The 16120-nt window shown below is 64.1% G+C and carries 18 protein-coding genes; 7 read left to right on the plus strand and 11 right to left on the minus strand.

Translation table 11 applies throughout. The features are described 5' to 3' along the window. Positions 1–134 precede the first annotated feature (134 nt). Positions 135–545 (plus strand): uracil-DNA glycosylase family protein, encoded by a 411-nt coding sequence (locus ASC63_RS13695; protein ID WP_235492331.1) that lies wholly within the window; start codon positions 135–137, stop codon positions 543–545. Here ASC63_RS13695 and ASC63_RS13700 read toward each other — a convergent pair. The 6 genes from ASC63_RS13700 to trpD all read right to left on the minus strand — a co-directional run bounded on the left by ASC63_RS13700 (position 443) and on the right by trpD (position 4999). Continuing rightward, entirely contained in the window at positions 443–958 is a 516-nt protein-coding gene (locus ASC63_RS13700; RefSeq protein WP_055814427.1) for an isochorismatase family protein, read from the minus strand. The genes ASC63_RS13695 and ASC63_RS13700 overlap by 103 nt on opposite strands. A 2-nt stretch (positions 959–960) precedes the next feature. Continuing rightward, the gene (locus ASC63_RS13705) at positions 961–1347 is read right to left on the minus strand and encodes a nuclear transport factor 2 family protein (RefSeq protein WP_055814430.1); all 387 of its coding nucleotides are present in this window, start codon (positions 1345–1347) and stop codon (positions 961–963) included. Positions 1348–1536: 189 nt separating this feature from the next. Continuing rightward, positions 1537–2274 carry a dihydroxyacetone kinase phosphoryl donor subunit DhaM gene (gene dhaM / locus ASC63_RS13710; protein WP_055814432.1) on the minus strand — a complete coding sequence of 246 codons (738 nt, stop codon included), beginning with the start codon at positions 2272–2274 and terminating at the stop codon, positions 1537–1539. Position 2275: 1 nt separating this feature from the next. Beyond that, the gene (gene dhaL / locus ASC63_RS13715; RefSeq protein ID WP_055814435.1) at positions 2276–2914 is read right to left on the minus strand and encodes a dihydroxyacetone kinase subunit DhaL; all 639 of its coding nucleotides are present in this window, start codon (positions 2912–2914) and stop codon (positions 2276–2278) included. 12 nt (positions 2915–2926) lie between these two features. Continuing rightward, positions 2927–3928 (minus strand): dihydroxyacetone kinase subunit DhaK, encoded by a 1002-nt coding sequence (gene dhaK, locus ASC63_RS13720; RefSeq protein WP_055814438.1) that lies wholly within the window; start codon positions 3926–3928, stop codon positions 2927–2929. 21 nt (positions 3929–3949) lie between these two features. After that, entirely contained in the window at positions 3950–4999 is a 1050-nt protein-coding gene (trpD, locus tag ASC63_RS13725) for an anthranilate phosphoribosyltransferase (protein WP_055815590.1), read from the minus strand. A 155-nt stretch (positions 5000–5154) separates the two neighbouring features. Here trpD and ctaE point away from each other — a divergent pair, with 155 nt between their 5' ends. Genes ctaE through ASC63_RS13750 form a run of 5 tightly spaced genes read left to right on the plus strand, consistent with a single transcriptional unit; the run spans position 5155 to position 10204 of the window. Continuing rightward, positions 5155–5784 carry an aa3-type cytochrome oxidase subunit III gene (gene ctaE, locus ASC63_RS13730; protein ID WP_268765176.1) on the plus strand — a complete coding sequence of 210 codons (630 nt, stop codon included), beginning with the start codon at positions 5155–5157 and terminating at the stop codon, positions 5782–5784. Between the two features lie 24 nt (positions 5785–5808). After that, complete coding sequence (qcrC, locus tag ASC63_RS13735) at positions 5809–6618, plus strand: cytochrome bc1 complex diheme cytochrome c subunit (protein WP_055814441.1); 810 nt, start codon at positions 5809–5811, stop codon at positions 6616–6618. A 39-nt stretch (positions 6619–6657) separates the two neighbouring features. Beyond that, positions 6658–7731, plus strand: a complete 1074-nt coding sequence (gene qcrA / locus ASC63_RS13740; protein WP_055814444.1) for a cytochrome bc1 complex Rieske iron-sulfur subunit — start codon at positions 6658–6660, stop codon at positions 7729–7731. Beyond that, positions 7728–9353, plus strand: coding sequence for a cytochrome bc1 complex cytochrome b subunit (gene qcrB / locus ASC63_RS13745; protein WP_055814447.1), 1626 nt, complete (start codon positions 7728–7730; stop codon positions 9351–9353). The genes qcrA and qcrB overlap by 4 nt, the downstream gene beginning before the upstream one ends. A 35-nt stretch (positions 9354–9388) precedes the next feature. Continuing rightward, on the plus strand, positions 9389–10204 hold the full coding sequence (locus ASC63_RS13750) for a putative RNA methyltransferase (protein WP_055814449.1): 816 nt from the start codon (positions 9389–9391) through the stop codon (positions 10202–10204). Positions 10205–10262: 58 nt separating this feature from the next. On the opposite strand, the gene ASC63_RS13755 is transcribed toward ASC63_RS13750, so the two are convergent. The 5 genes from ASC63_RS13755 to ASC63_RS13775 form a co-directional block, all read right to left on the minus strand. Continuing rightward, positions 10263–10679 (minus strand): cytochrome c oxidase subunit 4, encoded by a 417-nt coding sequence (locus tag ASC63_RS13755; RefSeq protein WP_055814452.1) that lies wholly within the window; start codon positions 10677–10679, stop codon positions 10263–10265. Position 10680: 1 nt separating this feature from the next. Beyond that, entirely contained in the window at positions 10681–12333 is a 1653-nt protein-coding gene (ctaD, locus tag ASC63_RS13760) for an aa3-type cytochrome oxidase subunit I (protein WP_235492332.1), read from the minus strand. Positions 12334–12439: 106 nt separating this feature from the next. Further along, positions 12440–13327, minus strand: a complete 888-nt coding sequence (ctaC, locus tag ASC63_RS13765) for an aa3-type cytochrome oxidase subunit II (RefSeq protein ID WP_055814458.1) — start codon at positions 13325–13327, stop codon at positions 12440–12442. Positions 13328–13547: 220 nt separating this feature from the next. Then, positions 13548–13901: an iron-sulfur cluster insertion protein ErpA gene (gene erpA / locus ASC63_RS13770; RefSeq protein WP_055814461.1), complete on the minus strand. Its 354-nt coding sequence runs from the start codon at positions 13899–13901 to the stop codon at positions 13548–13550. An 84-nt stretch (positions 13902–13985) separates the two neighbouring features. After that, positions 13986–15467, minus strand: a complete 1482-nt coding sequence (locus ASC63_RS13775) for a dipeptidase (RefSeq protein WP_055814464.1) — start codon at positions 15465–15467, stop codon at positions 13986–13988. Positions 15468–15505: 38 nt separating this feature from the next. Here ASC63_RS13775 and ASC63_RS13780 point away from each other — a divergent pair, with 38 nt between their 5' ends. Next, positions 15506–16120 carry a DUF3043 domain-containing protein gene (locus ASC63_RS13780; protein ID WP_055814467.1) on the plus strand — a complete coding sequence of 205 codons (615 nt, stop codon included), beginning with the start codon at positions 15506–15508 and terminating at the stop codon, positions 16118–16120.

Raw genomic sequence — 16120 nt, forward strand, 5'->3', positions numbered from 1 at the left:
ACCATGACCGTCCGGGATGTTCCGCATGGGCAGGCCGATGTGGATCGACGCCTCAGCCACACCATGTCCAGTTCAGGGCTTACTGTGCAATGGTGGGTTTCTCGCGCAGTGAACTGGATTCGTTTCGCGGCAAAATGTTGCCCGATCTGCTCGGCACCGACATCCGGCTTCTGTTCGTCGGCATCAACCCGGGCCTGCGCACGATAGCGGTGCAGGCGCACTTCGGTGGCGGAAGCAACCGTTTCTATCCGGCGCTCTACCGCGCCGGCATCGTCGACAGGCGCATCAATGCCTCGTCAGGATTCGCCGCGGATGATGTCGCCCATCTCCGGGAGCGCGGCATCGGCATCACCAATCTTGTTCGGGGCGCGTCCGCGCGTGCCGACGAACTCACAGGCCCCGCGTTGCGGGGTAGTCCCGATTCACTGCGCACGTTCGCAACTCAGAATTGGATGTCGGCGGCTTCGCGCACAAGGCCGCCGAAGACGGCGACCGCGCGCTCGACATCCGTGGCAATGTCACGGGCTGGCCGCTCGGTGTCATAGGTGACGTGGGCTCCCGAGGCGAGCACCGTTGTGAAGCCCGCATCGATGGCGGCCAGGCTCGTGGCCGAGACGCAGAACTCGCTCTGCATGCCGGCGACGACGACGGTGTCGACGCCCTGCTCGCGCAGCCAGCCCGCGAGATCCGGATTCGATGCGAAGGTGTTCGGCTGGTCCTTGCGAACCACGCGTTCACCGGTTTGCACCGCGCAGACCAGCTCCCACCCGGGCGTTCCCGGCTCGTCCGGGTCGCCCGCTCCCCCGTCGTTCTGCACGTGCACGATGGGTGAGCCGGCGGCACGTGCTCGCTTGAGCAGCGACGAGAGCTCGCGGCTCACCGATGGCACGTCCGGCACCGCGGTATCCCCTTCGAGCATGTTCTTCTGCACGTCCACGCAGATCAGTGCCGTCACCATTCTCAACGTTCCCTCGCGCCGGCGGGGTTCTCGTCGCCACTGAGATAGGTGCCATGGCCCTCGACGACGAGGCCGTCGTCAAAGATGAGAACCTCGTTGACGAGATTGCCCTTCTGGTTGCGGTAGTTGATCACGATCGCATCCAGCCCCGCGTAGACGTTCTCGACGGTGAAGTGCAGATCGGGAATCAGCGCGAGGCCTTCGACCCAGTAGTGTCGAAGCTCGGTCTTGCCGCGCAGCGTGCCGCGGCTTGCCTCGATCAACTGCGCCGCAACGGGCGAGGTGAAGACCACGTCGTCGTGGAAGTGGCTCAACACCGCTTCAACATCGTGCGCATTCCAGGCCTTCACCCAGGCTGCGCTGAATTCGGCAGGGTTGGGCACGGTCATGCTCAGATCCTTTCACTCCACGTCGGGCGCGGCCAGCCGCTGCGTCACAAACAGTGCACACGACGTGTTGTAGTACGCGTCAGTCAGTCCAACATCCACCATGCCGATTCGCAGACAGACCTTCTGCGAGGCGTGGTTTGCGGGCGAGGTGACGGCAACGCGGCAAGGCGGGATCGTCCTGCCCCTCCCCTAGCCCTTTTCGCCGAAGCCCGATTCGATGAGGTCGGCGAGGGCGGCGACCGCCTCCGCTCCCCCGGGCTCGTCCGACGCAATCTCGGCGGTCGTGCCCACCGTGAGCCCCAGCGCCATGATGCCCAGCAGGCTCTTCGCGTCCTTGCCGTTCACCGTCACGCGCGCATCAAAGGTGCTCGCAAGCCGCACGAATTCGGCGGCGGGGCGTGCGTGCAGCCCGTCCCTGTTTATCAGGGTCACTGAACGCGAGAAATGCGAGCCGGATGCCTCCGGCGCGGCAATCGCGCCGGCCCCGGCGCCCGCCGCCTCGCCCCCAGAACCAGCCACTGAACCGGCCGCAGGCCCGGCGGCCGACTCTGCCGCAGCCAGCACGCCCTCCAGCGATCCCCCGGTCTCCGCCGACACGGCGGCGGCCACCCCGCCCTCCACGAGCGGTGCATCCGCAAGACGCACACGCGCGGACTGCCCACCGTCGAGAAAGTCGATGGCGGATTCGGCCGTCATGACCGCCGAACCGAGATCGCAGAGCACCACGACGCCGTCGCCCGAGTCGGCCGCAGTGATAGCCGCCTGGATCTTCTCCAGGCTCGTGCCGATGCCGTCGTCGTCGCTTCCTCCGGCCGCTTCGAGCGCGACCTCCGGCGCCATCTGACGAGCAAGCTCGACCAGTCCGTGGGCAATCTTCGCGCTGTGTGAGACGAAGACGATGCCGACCCGAGAAGTGACGGTCGCCACCTCAGGCCGCCTGTGCCGTGTCCGACGCCGCCGTGAGAATCAGCGCCGTCGATTGTGCGCCGGGGTCACGATGGCCGATGGCGCGCTCCCCCAGATAGCTCGCGCGCCCCTTGTGCGCAACCAGGGGCTCTGTCGCGGCCGCTCCCGCAACGGCGGCCTCGGCCGCCGCCGCGAACGTCTCGGCCGGCGTCTTTCCGGCAGCCGCAGCAGCCGCGGCTGCGTCCACGGCCGGCGTCCAGGCATCCACCATGGTCTTGTCACCCGATTCGGCCTTGCCGCGCAGCACGATGCCGTCGCGTGCGCCGGTCAACAGCGCAACGACGCCAGCGGCATCGAGGGAGCTTGCGTCGCCGACGGCCTCGGATGCCTTCAGTAGCGCGGTGCCATACAGCGGCCCCGACGCGCCCCCGACCTTGGAAATCAGCGACATCGCCGAGGCGCGCAAGAGCGCGCCCGGCGTCGCATCCGATGGCAGGGTTTCAATCTGGGCGAGCACGGCGGTGAAACCACGGTCGAGATTCTCCCCGTGGTCCCCATCACCGATCTCCCGATCAAGAGCGCCGAGCTCAGAACGATGCTCAGCGATGACCTCCGCGGAGCGCTGAAGCCAGCGCCGTGTCCAGGTGGCGTCGAGTGTCATGTAATTGCCTTCCTACAGTCCCCAGCGAAGAGCGGCGGTGTGAACGGGCGCGTCCCAGAGCGTGAGCAACTCGTCGTCGAAGCGCGAGACCGTGATGGATGCCCCCTGCATCTCCAGCGAAGTCACGAAGTTGCCGACGAGACTGCGCACCACCTCGATACCCTGCTCGGCCAACACCTCGGCGGCACGGCGGTAGACGATGTACAACTCCGAGAGCGGGGTGCCTCCCATGCCGTTGACGAACAGCAGCACGCGATCACCCGATGCGAACGGAATATCGCTGATGATCGGCTCCAGCAGCTTGTCGACGATGCCATCCACCGGCTCCAGCGCGATGCGGGCACGACCGGGTTCGCCATGGATGCCGACGCCCAGCTCTATCTCGTCTTCACCGATCTCGAAGCCTGGCACTCCGGCATAGGGCACGGTTCCGGCCCGCAGCGCGACACCCATGGAACGGGTCTCGGCCGCGACGCGCGTCGCGAGAGCGGCCACCGCATCGAGATCGTCACCGCGTTCGGCCGCGGCTCCGGCAATTTTCTCCACAACGAGGGTGCCCGCCACGCCGCGACGCCCGGCGGTATAGAGCGAATCCTGCACGGCGACATCGTCTTCGACGAGCACCGAACGCACCACGATGCCGTCCGCGCCCGCGAATTCCGCCGCCGTCTCGAAGTTCAGCACGTCACCGGTGTAGTTCTTCACGATGTGCAGCACGCCCTTGCCCGAGTTCACGGCGCGCGTTGCCGCGAGAATCGGGTCGGGCGTCGGTGAGGTGAAGACGTCGCCGGGCACGGCAGCATCCAGCATCCCTGTGCCCACGAAGCCGGCGTGCAGTGGCTCATGGCCGCTGCCACCTCCGCTGACCAGCGCCACCTTTCCGGCTGAAGGCGCGTTGCTGCGCACCACGTATTCCGGATCGCCCTCGACCCTGACGATGTCGGCGTGGGCGACGCCGAATCCGGCGAGCGATTCGCTCACGACGTGCCGTGGATCATTGATGAGCTTCTTCATCGAAACCCCTCCTCGTGTCGGTTATCGGGTTGCGGCGACCCACTCGGCGAGCTTCGTTGCCGCTGCGCCCGAATCGATTGCTTCGGCCGCTACCGCAATCTTCCCGCGGAATCGATCCAGTATCGAGTCCTGCACCTGGTTTGGATTCGATGCGAGGTCGAAGGCCACGAGTCCTGCCGCCGCATTCAGCAGCACGATGTCGCGAACGGCCCCGTGTTCACCGGCGAGCACATCATGTACGACCGAGGCGTTGTATGCGGCGTCTCGGCCCAGCAGATCGTCGATCTTCGCCCGCTTCAGGCCAAGATCGCGGGGATCGATGTCGTGCTCGGTGACCAGGCCGCGCGAAATCTCCCACACGTGGCTGTGGCCCGTTGTGGAGAGCTCGTCGAGGCCGTCGTCGCCGCGAAACACGAGTGCAGCGGCACCGCGGGTCTGAAACACCCCCACGAAAAGCGGAACTCGATCGAGCTGGGCCACACCGACGGCGGATGCCTCCGGTCGGGCCGGATTGCAGAGCGGCCCCAGGAAGTTGAAGACCGTCGGGATGCCCAACTCCCTGCGAACGTTGCCGGCATGGCCGAATCCGGGGTGAAAATACGAGGCGAAGGCGAAGGTGATGCCCACCTTCTCGAACACTTCCGCGACCCGCTCCCCCGGCAACGAGAGGTCGATGCCCAGCGCAGCCAGAACATCCGATGAACCCGACGATGAACTCGCCGCCCGATTGCCGTGTTTGACGACGGGCACACCGGATGCCGCGGCAACGATCGACGCTGTGGTGGATATATTCACGGTTCCGAAGCGGTCGCCACCGGTACCGACAATGTCCAGTGCCATCGAATCGACCGGAAGCGCAACGGCGTGCTCGAGGACCGCGTCACGGAAGCCGACGATCTCGTCGACCGTCTCGCCCTTTGCACGCAACGCCACGAGAAAAGCCGCGAGCTGCGCATCCGTCGACCTGCCGGTCATCACCTGGTCCATCGCCCAGGCCGCATCCGCAACACTGAGGTCTTCGCGCTCGAGAAGCGCCGTGATGATCGAGGGCCACGTCTGCTGATCCGCCATGCCCGTAATCCTATCGACGGCTTCACAGTCACCACCGCCCGCGATGCGGGAAACACCCGTGTCAGCGGCGGAAATGACGGCCATCGTGACTCATTCGTTCGAGACTGGCCCCGTCAGTGACCAAACCCGACCGCGATATCGGCCATAATGGAGACGTGACAAGCACCTCAATATCCCCATCGGCGAGCGCGCCATCGATCAACAGGCCCAATGTGGTCGCGGTTGGCACTATCGTGTGGCTCGGCAGCGAAGTCATGTTCTTCGCCGGTCTCTTCGCCATCTACTTCACGCTTCGGTCGACGGCTCCCCAGTTGTGGGCTGCCGAGACCGCTCATCACAATGTGCCATACGCGCTTGTGAACACGCTGATTCTGGTGTCGAGTTCGTTCACCTGCCAGTTCGGTGTGTTCGCGGCAGAGCGGCTGCAGGCGCGTTCGACGGGGTGGAAGCCCAGCCAGTGGGGCATGGTCGAGTGGTTCACCCTCACCTATGCGCTCGGGGCCATCTTCGTCTCCGGCCAGATCATGGAGTACGCGACGCTTGTCAGCGAGGGAATCTCGTTGAGCTCCAACGCCTACGGCTCAGCGTTCTACATCACCACCGGATTCCACGGCCTCCACGTCACCGGCGGGCTCATCGCGTTCCTTCTTGTCATCGGCCGCGCCTTCGCCGTCAAGCACTTCGGACACAAGGAGGCGACCAGTGCCATCGTCGTCTCGTATTACTGGCACTTCGTCGACGTCGTCTGGATCGGGCTCTTCCTGGTCATCTACGTTCTCAAATAGGAATCAGGAGCAGGCCACACCACCATGCGCGCGAATACGCAGTCCCCGGCACGAGCACGTCGAAAGACCGGCCGGCGCCACCCTCTTGCTACCCTCGCCCTGATCGCTATAGGTCTCGGCGTCACCGGTGGCGCTTACACCGCATTCAACTCGACATCGGCATCCGCTGACACGGCGGTCAGCCAGCAGACGGTCGATCACGGCAAGAAGCTGTTCATGGCGAACTGCGCCACCTGCCACGGCCTCTCTGCAGAAGGCACAGACAACGGGCCGAGCCTGATCGGCGTCGGCGCTGCCGCTGTGGACTTCCAGGTGGGCACCGGCCGCATGCCGATGGCCATGCAGGGCCCGCAGGCCGAGGAGAAGCCGCCGCAGTTCACCGACAAGGACGTCAAGGCGCTTGCCGCGTATGTCGCCTCACTCGCCCCCGGCCCCGGCATTCCCGAGGGCTCGGTGCTCGATGGCAAGGGTAACGCGGCCAACGGCGGCGAGCTCTTCCGGGTCAACTGCGCCATGTGCCACAACGTTGCCGGTGCCGGCGGCGCGCTGACCGAGGGCAAGTTCGCCCCGTCACTGAAGGGCGTTTCGGCCGCACACATCTACGAGGCCATGGTTACCGGCCCGCAGAACATGCCCGTCTTCAACAACCTGAACATCACGCCCGACGGCAAGCGCGACATCATCACCTACCTCAAGTTCATCCAGGACAATCCCTCCCCGGGTGGATTCGAGCTCGGATCGCTCGGCCCCGTCGCCGAGGGACTCTTCCTCTGGATCTTCGGCCTCGGCACTGTCGTGGCCCTGACCGTGTGGATTACGGCGAAATCGAATTGACCGGCACACGAGTCGTGACACAGCGCGAAAAGGAGAACAATGGCACAGGACGATAACAGCGGTAAGGAACTGACCGCTGCCGACTCGTCGGCCGTCGAACACGCCAGAACGGGCGACGCCGGAACGGCACTCGTCGTCAGCGATGCCGTGGAAAACCCCGGCTTCCCTCCCCACCGCGCGCGGGTGACCGACAAAGATCCCAAGAAGAGACTGCGTGCCGAGCGCACCGTTTACACGCTGTTCTATCTCTCGATCGTTGGCAGCATTTGGGCCATCGCCGCATACATGCTCTTCCCTATCGAGTCCGACAACATCGCCGATGTCCGGCTCAACACGCTGTTCATGGGGCTCGGCATCACGCTTGCTCTGCTGGCCCTGGGCTTTGGCGCCGTGCACTGGGGCAAGGCCCTCATGGCCGACAAAGAAGGCATCGACGTTCGCCACCCGGTGCGCGGCTCCGAGGAGACAACGGCCCGCGCGGTCGAGATCTTCCAGCAGGCTGACGAGGAGTCTGGCTTCGGTCGGCGCACCCTCATTCGCAACAGCCTTATCGGCGCCCTGGTTGCCTTCCCGCTCCCGGCCGTCGTGCTCTTCCGCGGTTTCGGGCCGCAGATTGAAGACCCGTCCAGGCTTCTCGAGCACACCATGTGGAAGAAGGGCACGCGCCTGACGGTCGATCCCTCCGGAACGCCGATCAAGGCGGCGGATGTCACGCTCGGCTCGGTCTTCCACGTCATCCCCGAAGGGCTGAACGACAAGGAAGACAGGCTCGAGGAGAAGGCCAAGGCTGCGGTGCTGCTCATGCGGCTGGAGCCGAAAGACCTGCACGTCTCCCCCTCGCGCAAGACCTGGAATTACGACGGCATCGTCGCGTACTCCAAGATCTGCACGCACGTCGGCTGCCCCGTGGCACTGTACGAACAGCAGACCCACCACCTGCTGTGCCCCTGCCACCAGTCGCAGTTCGACATCACGCACGAGGCAAAGGTGATCTTCGGCCCCGCCAAACGCCCGCTGCCCCAACTACCCATCACGGTGGATGCCGACGGCTACCTCATTGCACGCAGTGATTTCACCGAGCCAGTCGGTCCGAGCTTCTGGGAGCGCCATTGAGCACCTCAACTACCGTAGACTCAACCACCACCGTGGAGAAGGCGCCCGCGAAGGGCGGTTTCACGGCCGCAGCCGCCAACTATCTTGAAGACCGCACGAGCATCTCGGGCGCCGTCAAGGAGTTTGGTCGCAAGATCTTCCCCGATCACTGGTCGTTCCTGCTCGGCGAGGTGGCCCTCTACAGCTTCGTCGTCATTCTTCTCACGGGTACCTTCCTGACGTTCTTCTTCCAGGCGTCCATGGCTGAAGTCGTGTACAACGGCTCCTACATCCCGCTCAAGGGCATCGACATGTCTGCGGCGATGAACTCGACGCTGAATATCTCGTTCGATATTCGTGGTGGCCTGCTCATGCGTCAGATCCACCACTGGGCTGCATTGCTGTTCGTGGCCGCGATCGGGCTGCACATGCTGAGGATCTTCTTCACGGGAGCCTTCCGCAAGCCGCGCGAGCTCAACTGGGTGATCGGCTTCGTGCTCTTCATTCTGGCCATGGCCGAGGGCTTCACGGGTTACTCACTGCCCGACGATCTGCTCTCCGGCAACGGCTTGCGCATCATTGACGGCATGGTCAAGGGCATTCCGCTCGTCGGAACCTGGATCTCCTTCCTGTTGTTCGGCGGAGAGTTCCCCGGCACGGCGATAGTCGGGCGCCTCTATACGCTGCATATCCTGCTGCTGCCGGCGCTCGTGGTTGCCTTCATTGCCCTGCACCTCATGTTCGTGGTCATCCACAAGCACACGCAGTACGCGGCCCCCGGCAACACGCAGCAAAACGTGGTCGGCTACCCGGTGCTGCCCGTCTATGCGGCGAAGGCCGGTGGATTCTTCTTCATCGTGTTCGGTGTGATCGCCTTGATCGCCTCGCTCTTCACGATCAACCCGATCTGGAACTACGGGCCGTACGACCCCTCGCCGGTCTCGGCTGGCACCCAGCCCGACTGGTATATCGGCTTCGCCGACGGTGCGCTGCGCCTGATTCCACCGGACTGGGAATTCGTCTGGCTCGAACGCACCTGGTCGTTCAACATCATCGTGCCGCTCGTAGTGCTCGGTGGCTTCATCGTCACCGTGATGATCTACCCTTTCATCGAGGCATGGATCACCGGCGACAAGCGGGAGCACCACATTCTCGATCGCCCGCGCAACGCTCCGACGCGCACGGCGATCGGCGCGGCCGGTGTCACCTTCTACGCGGGGCTCTGGGCCGCAGCCAGCTCAGACATCATCGCGACGCACTTCAAGCTGACCATGGAGGGAGTCATACACTCCCTGCAGGCCATAGTCATCCTTGGACCGTTCATCGCGTTCTTCATCGCCAAGCGCATCTGTATCGCGCTCCAGAAGAAGGACAGGTCGATAGCGCTGCATGGTTACGAGTCCGGCCGCATCGTGCGGTTGCCCGGTGGCGAGTTCATCGAGGTGCACGAGCAGGTCTCCGACTATGAGCGCTGGCGCCTGGTGAGCTACGAGGGCTACCAGCCACTCATGCTGCGCCCCAACAAGCGCGGTCAGATCACGGGTGCCAACCGTCTGCGCGCGTCACTCTCGCGCTGGTTCTTCGAGGATCGCATCCACCCGGTTTCGCAGCGTGAAATCGAGGATGGCCACGGCCACCACTAGCGGCCGGTCAGCAACACACAACACGTCGGGCACCGATGACACTCGCTTCACTGGCGCAGTGGCTGAGGTGCCCGACGTGTCTCGCCCCGCTCGACGCGCTCGATTCCCTCGTTCTCGGCTGTGAGAACGCACACCGCTTCGACGTGAACAAGCGGGGTTACATCTCCCTGTTGTCGTCATCGTCGCCGAAGATGATCGGCGACAACCCGGCTATGCTCGACGCGCGCGAAGCGTTTCTCGGGGCCGGCTGGTACGACCCGATCCTCGCCACGCTCGTCTCTCTGGCGACGGGGCGCGACAACGACCGTATCGTCGATCTCGGCTGCGGAACGGGGCACTATCTCGCCGGTCTGCTGAGCTCCACTGCGGGAACGACCGCGCTCGCCTCCGACCTCTCCCCCGCTGCCGTGGCGCGCACCGTGCGGCACACCAACGCCGACGGACTGGTAGCGGATGTCTGGCAGCCGCTGCCCATTCGCGACGCGGCAGCCACGATTGTGCTCAACGTCTTCGCACCGCGCAACCCGAGCGAGTTCAAACGGATTCTCGCGCCCCAGGGCGTTGTGCTCTGCGTGGTGCCTACCGCCCGACACCTGCATCAACTGCAGAGCTCCGGGCGGGCGCTCACCGTGCCCGCAGGCAAGGCCGCCCAGGTGGCATCCGATATGGAGGAGTCATTCGTCGTTGACGAGGTTCGGTCGGTCGAGTTCGATATGGATCTCTCGGGCGCCGAGGTCGACGCTGTGCTTGCCATGGGACCGAGCGCGCACCACCAAGCGGGAGCAGTGATTCAACCTCTCAGCGGGCCGATCACGGCCTCTGTGGACGTGCTGCGGCTACGCCGTCGATAGAACACGTCTTGGATGAGACACCACAACGGCGCGCTACGCGTGCGAGCGGAGCCCGGCCTTAACGCGCGTGGTAGCCGCGGTAGTACTCGTAGGTCCAGCCCACGAGGCAGATCAGCGTGAACGCCACCCCGATGAAGGCGATCCAGAATCCGACGGCAATGCCGAGTACGACGAGTGCCGCGCCGATGCTCAGCAGCAACGGCCACCAGCTCCACGGGCTGAAGAAGCCCATTTCGGGGTCGCCGTCATCGATGTTGCCGTCGATGCGGTCCTCGGGCAGTTCGCCGCCCTGGGCCGCGTGCGTGCGGCTCAGGTAGAAGCCCAGGAAGGCCCCGAGTATGCCGGTGAGCCCCAGCGCAACCGTGCCGACCCACTCAACGTACCCCGTCTCGATGAGGCTCCAGACGGTATAGAGCGCGTCTGAGACGAAGAAGAAGACCATGATGATCCAGAAAACGTTGGCGTTGACTCTCATCTCACTTCACCTTCCGGCTCTCAACGTCGACAACCGGGCCATCGGGCGCATCCCTGCCCGCACCAATGCCGAGCGGAATGCCCGCCTCAGGGTGGTTCAGGTCGAACGCCGGGGACTCGCTGCGGATACGCGGAATAGACGTGAAGTTGTGTCGCGGCGGCGGGCAACTGGTCGCCCATTCGAGCGAACGGCCGTAGCCCCACGGGTCGTTGACTGTCACCTTCGGCGCATTGCGTGAGGTGAGATACACGTTGAGCAGGAACGGGATCATCGACAGGCCGAGAATCATCGCGCCGATGGTCGAGACCTGGTTCATCCACGTGAAGCCGTCCTGCGGCGAGTAGGTCGCATAGCGACGCGGCATGCCTATGACGCCCAGCCAGTGCTGGATGAGGAACGTGGTGTGGAAACCAATGAACAACAGCCAGAAGTGCCACTTGCCGAGGGTGTCGTTGAGCATCTTGCCGGTCCACTTCGGCCACCAGAAGTAGAAGCCACTGAACATGGCGAAGACAACGGTTCCGAACACCACATAGTGGAAGTGCGCGACGACGAAGTAGGTGTCAGACACGTGGAAGTCGAGCGGCGGCGAGGCGAGGATCACACCGGTGAGACCACCGAAGGTGAAGGTGACCAGGAATCCGATCGCCCAGAGCATCGGCGACTCAAATGTGATGGAGCCCCGCCACATGGTGCCGAGCCAGTTGAAGATCTTCACACCCGTTGGAACGGCGATGAGCATGGTCATCAGCGAGAAGAACGGCAGCAGCACCGAGCCGGTGACATACATGTGGTGCGCCCAGACCGTGACCGACAGTGCGGCGATCGAAATGGTGGCATAGACCAGGGTCTTGTAGCCGAAAACGGGTTTTCGACTGAAGACAGGGAACACCTCTGAAACGATGCCGAAGAACGGCAGCGCGATGATGTAGACCTCCGGATGCCCGAAGAACCAGAACATGTGCTGCCAGAGCAGAACTCCCCCGGTTGCGGCGTCGAAGATATGCGCGTCGAACACCCGGTCGGCGGCGAGGCCGAACAGAGCGGCAGCGAGCACCGGGAACGCCATCAACACGAGAATGGAGGTGATGAGCGCATTCCACGTGAAGATCGGCATTCTGAACATGGTCATGCCGGGCGCACGCATCGTGATGATGGTGGTGATGAAGTTGACGGCACCGAGAATCGTGCCGAACCCGGAGAGCCCGAGCCCCAGCACCCAGAGGTTTCCTCCGACCCCCGGCGAGAATGTCGTCGACGAGAGCGGCGCGTAGGCGAACCAGCCGAAGGATGCCGCTCCCTGGGGAGTGAGGAACCCGGCTACGGCGATGAGGCTGCCGAAGCTGTAGAACCAGTACGCGAGTGCGTTCAGCCGCGGGAACGCGACATCCGGTGCACCGATCTGCAGCGGCATGATGAAATTCACGAAGCCAGCGAACAGCGGTGTGGCGAACATCAGCAGCATGATCGTGCCGTGCATCGTGAACAGCTGGTTGTACTGCTCCTTGGTCGCCACGATGTGCAGGCCCGGCTCAAACAGCTGGGCGCGGATGATCAGCGCCATCACGCCGCCGAGGCAGAAGTACAGGAAGGAGGTGATCAGGTACATGTACCCGATGGTCTTGTGATCGGTGGAGGTGATCCAGCCGACCATGATGTTGCCCTTGTGCTGCACCGAACGCGAACCCGTCGGCTGCGGCGGGGTCGTGGTCTTCGGAGCTGCGGGGGCCGGTGCTGTCGTGGTGCTCATGGTTCTGCCCCTACTCGTTGCTTGCCGTCGGCGCGCTCGTGCCGGGAAGGTTCTGGTTGCGGTTGTAGTCCGTTCCGAGCTTTCCCTCGTAACCCTTGGCCTTCTGGCCCTGGATGTACGCGTCATAGTCTGCCTGCGAGACCACCTTGACGTTGAAGAGCATCGCTGAGTGATACTCGCCACACAACTCGGCGCACTTGCCGGCGTAGGTGCCGATGCGCAGAGGTTCAAGGTACATCTTGTTCACCTTGCCGGGGAACATGTCTTTCTTGTACAGGAAGGCGGGAACCCAGAAAGAGTGAATCACATCACGCGACTGCAGGTCGATGGTGATCTTCTTGTCGACCGGCAGGTAGAGCGTCGGAAGCTCGGCCTCGATGACGGTGCCCTTCTTGGCATTCTTGTCGTCGGGCTGTGCCTGGATGCCGGGTGCGTATGCGCCGTCACTCGTGTACTGGAAGTCCCACGACCACTGCTTGGCGAAGACCGAGATCTCAACATCGGGATGCGCGTATGGCTTCTCGATGGCGCTCTGGTCACGAGCGGTGAAGGAGAAGAAGCCGAGAACGAGGATCAGCGGCACGATCGTGTAGAAGATCTCGATCGGCATGTTGTACCGCAGCTGTACAGGAAGCCCGGTCTGGCCCTTGCGGCGCCGGTAGACAATGACGGTCCAGATGATGAGGCCCCAGACGATGCAGCCCACGATCAGCAGGATGATCCATGAGGTCACCCACAGACCTGCGACACGCGCGGTGTGGTTCGTGACGGGCTTCTCGCCCTCCACGAAACCGGGGAGGAAACCGTTCAACTGGGCTTGCGTACACCCAGCCAGAACGAATGCCAGTACAGCTGCGACCGGAATAGCAGCCCATCGGAGACGACGATTATGGCGCACCGGTGACCTTTCGAGAGACTCTTGAACAGCCAGTTCCGGCCATCCGAACACTCATCAGCTTACTGCGTTCGAGAAGGTGTCAGCGCCTCTTTGAGGCGTGCCGAGGCATTAAATCGCCCTTTTTACGCGGGTTTTCCGTGTTGTAAAACGCGTAAAGGCGACCATCACTTCTCGATGGTCGCCTTTACGGCTGGCGCGTTGCGCCGGTGAAAACCTTGGCTCAGTTGAAGCTGTCGCCGCAGGAGCAGCTGCCCGACGCGTTCGGGTTGTCGATGGTGAAGCCCTGCTTCTGGATCGTGTCTTCGAAGTCGATCGTGGCGCCGTCGAGGTACGGCACGCTCATCTTGTCAACGATAACCTCGACGCCGTCGAAGTCGACCGCCGCATCACCGTCGAGCATGCGCTCGTCGAAATAGAGCTGGTAGATGAGACCGGAGCATCCGCCCGGCTGAACCGCGACACGCAGACGCAGGTCGTCGCGACCCTCCTGCTCCAGCAGGCTCTTGACCTTGCCCGCCGCGGTGTCGGTGAGGCCGACGCCGTGTGGCTTCGTTGCGGTGAGTGTGTCTGTCATGACTCTCCTATGGAAGTGACGCGATCAACTCGCGAGTGGAAATCTCCGTCGATTGTATCTCGTACAGCTTTGAAAACACCGCGTTCATTCCAGAGACACAGCCGTGGTGCCCGATGACCTCTTGTTCAGGCGGGCCAGCAGCAGGGCCTCGCTCAGGATGGCCCGCTTGAAAACTCCCAGGTGCAGGGACTCGTTCGGGCTGTGCGCGCGCGTGTCCGGGTCTTCGACGCCCGTCACGAGTATCTGCGCTTCGGGGAAGACGCGCACCAGATCCGCGATGAACGGGATGGAGCCGCCGATGCCGGTCTCGACGGCCGGCCGGCCCCAGGCATCCGCCATCGCCCGTTTCACCTCGGTGACGGCCCAGCCGCTGGTGTCGACCAGGAACGGGTCCCCGGTGTCGACATCGTCGATCTCGATGTGCGCGCCGAACGGTGCATTCGCGTGCAGGTGACGCTCGATGGCGGCGAACGCGGCGGTGGCCGCCTGGCCGGGTGCGATGCGCGCACTGATCTTGACTGAGACGGCCGGCGAGAGCGTATTGGATGCGTTCGCCACGCTGGGCGCGTCGATTCCTGTCACGGTGATGGCGGGCTTCGACCAGATGCGGCCGAGGACCGGACCAGAGCCGATGGAGCTGACGCCGTCGAGCAGGGCGGCCTCCTCGCGCAATTTGGCCTCGTCGTACGCGGGGGTCTCTCCGTCATAGTCGGTGAGACCGTCGACGGCAACGGATCCGTCCGGCCCGTGCAGGGTGGCCAGCAGCCGCACCATGGCGAGCATGGCGTCGGGCACTGCACCGCCGAACATTCCCGAATGCGAGGCGTGCTCAAGTGTGCGCACGCTCAGGCGCAGCGTGACATTGCCCCGCAACCCCACCGTGAGAGCGGGCGTGTCGATATCCCAGTTGTCTGAGTCGGCGACCACTATCACGTCGGCGCGCAGCGCATCGCGATTGGCCTCGAGGAAGGCGGCGAAGGAGCGGGAGCCGAACTCCTCCTCCCCCTCGATGAAGACCGCGAGGCCGAGATCGAGTTCGTCGCCGAGCGCCGTCGCAAGCGCCCGGATCGACGCGACGTGCGCCATGACTCCGGCCTTGTCGTCTGCGGCGCCGCGACCGTAGAGACGGTCGCCGCGCACGGTCGGCTCGAAGGGTGCCGATTCCCAGTCCTCGTCGTTGCCGGGCGGCTGCACGTCGTGGTGTGCGTAGAGCATCACGGTGGGGCGACCGGCACGGGGCGCCCGCGTAGCGAGAACGGCGGGCTGGCCAAGCTCGGGCCCTCCCGCGATCGGGGCGCGCGTGACGGTGACCGATTCGAAGACGTCCGTGTCGCGCAGCAGGGAGGCAACGGCATCCGCGCTGGCTGCGACATTTGCCTCATCGAACGCCGCCCAGGAAACGGACGGAATACGCACCAGGGCGCTCAGATCCGCGATGGAGGCGGGCAGAGACTCCAGCACAAGGCGACGCACGGTGCTCTCAACTGTGTTCTCACGAGTGTTCTCGGGTGCGGTCGCATCGGCGATGCGCGCAGACGGGTCGGGGGTCTCTTCGTCAGTACTCATGCAGGTAATCTTAAGCGGACGACAATTGAGGACCTACCGTGGCAAAGCGACAAACGACTCCAGATTCCAGCGCACCGGGCTCGAACGCCTCCGACGAACCGGTGATCGAGACCGCACAGCAGACGGCGGATCGGCTGGCCGGCAAAGGCCATGCCACCCCGACGCGCAAGGAACAGGAAGCCGCACGTAAACGGCCCCTCGTGCCCAACGACCGCAAAGAAGCGGCCAAGCAGGCCCGCGCGCAGTCAGCGTCGGTACGCGAGAAGGCCCGCGTGGGCATGGCGGCCGGCGACGACCGTTACCTGACGGCGCGCGACAAGGGGCCCCAGCGCCGTTACGTGCGTGACTACGTGGATGCCCGCTACAACGTGGGCGAGCTGATGATCCCCATCATGCTGCTCGTGATAGTGCTCACCTTTATTCCGAACCAGGCTTTCCAGGTGTACGGAATCCTGCTGCTCTGGGCGTTCTTCATCATCGCCGTCATCGACGCGGTATTCCTGGGCTTCCTGGTGCGCAGAAAGCTCGGTGAGAAGTTCGGCGCGAGCAAGGTCGAGCGCGGTGTGCGCTGGTACGCGGCGATGCGCGCCATGCAGATGCGCATCATCCGGCTGCCGAAGCCGCAGGTCAAGCGCAGGCAGTTCCCCAGCTGA

This window comes from Leifsonia sp. Root112D2, assembly GCF_001424905.1.
Classification (GTDB): Bacteria; Actinomycetota; Actinomycetes; order Actinomycetales; family Microbacteriaceae; genus Root112D2.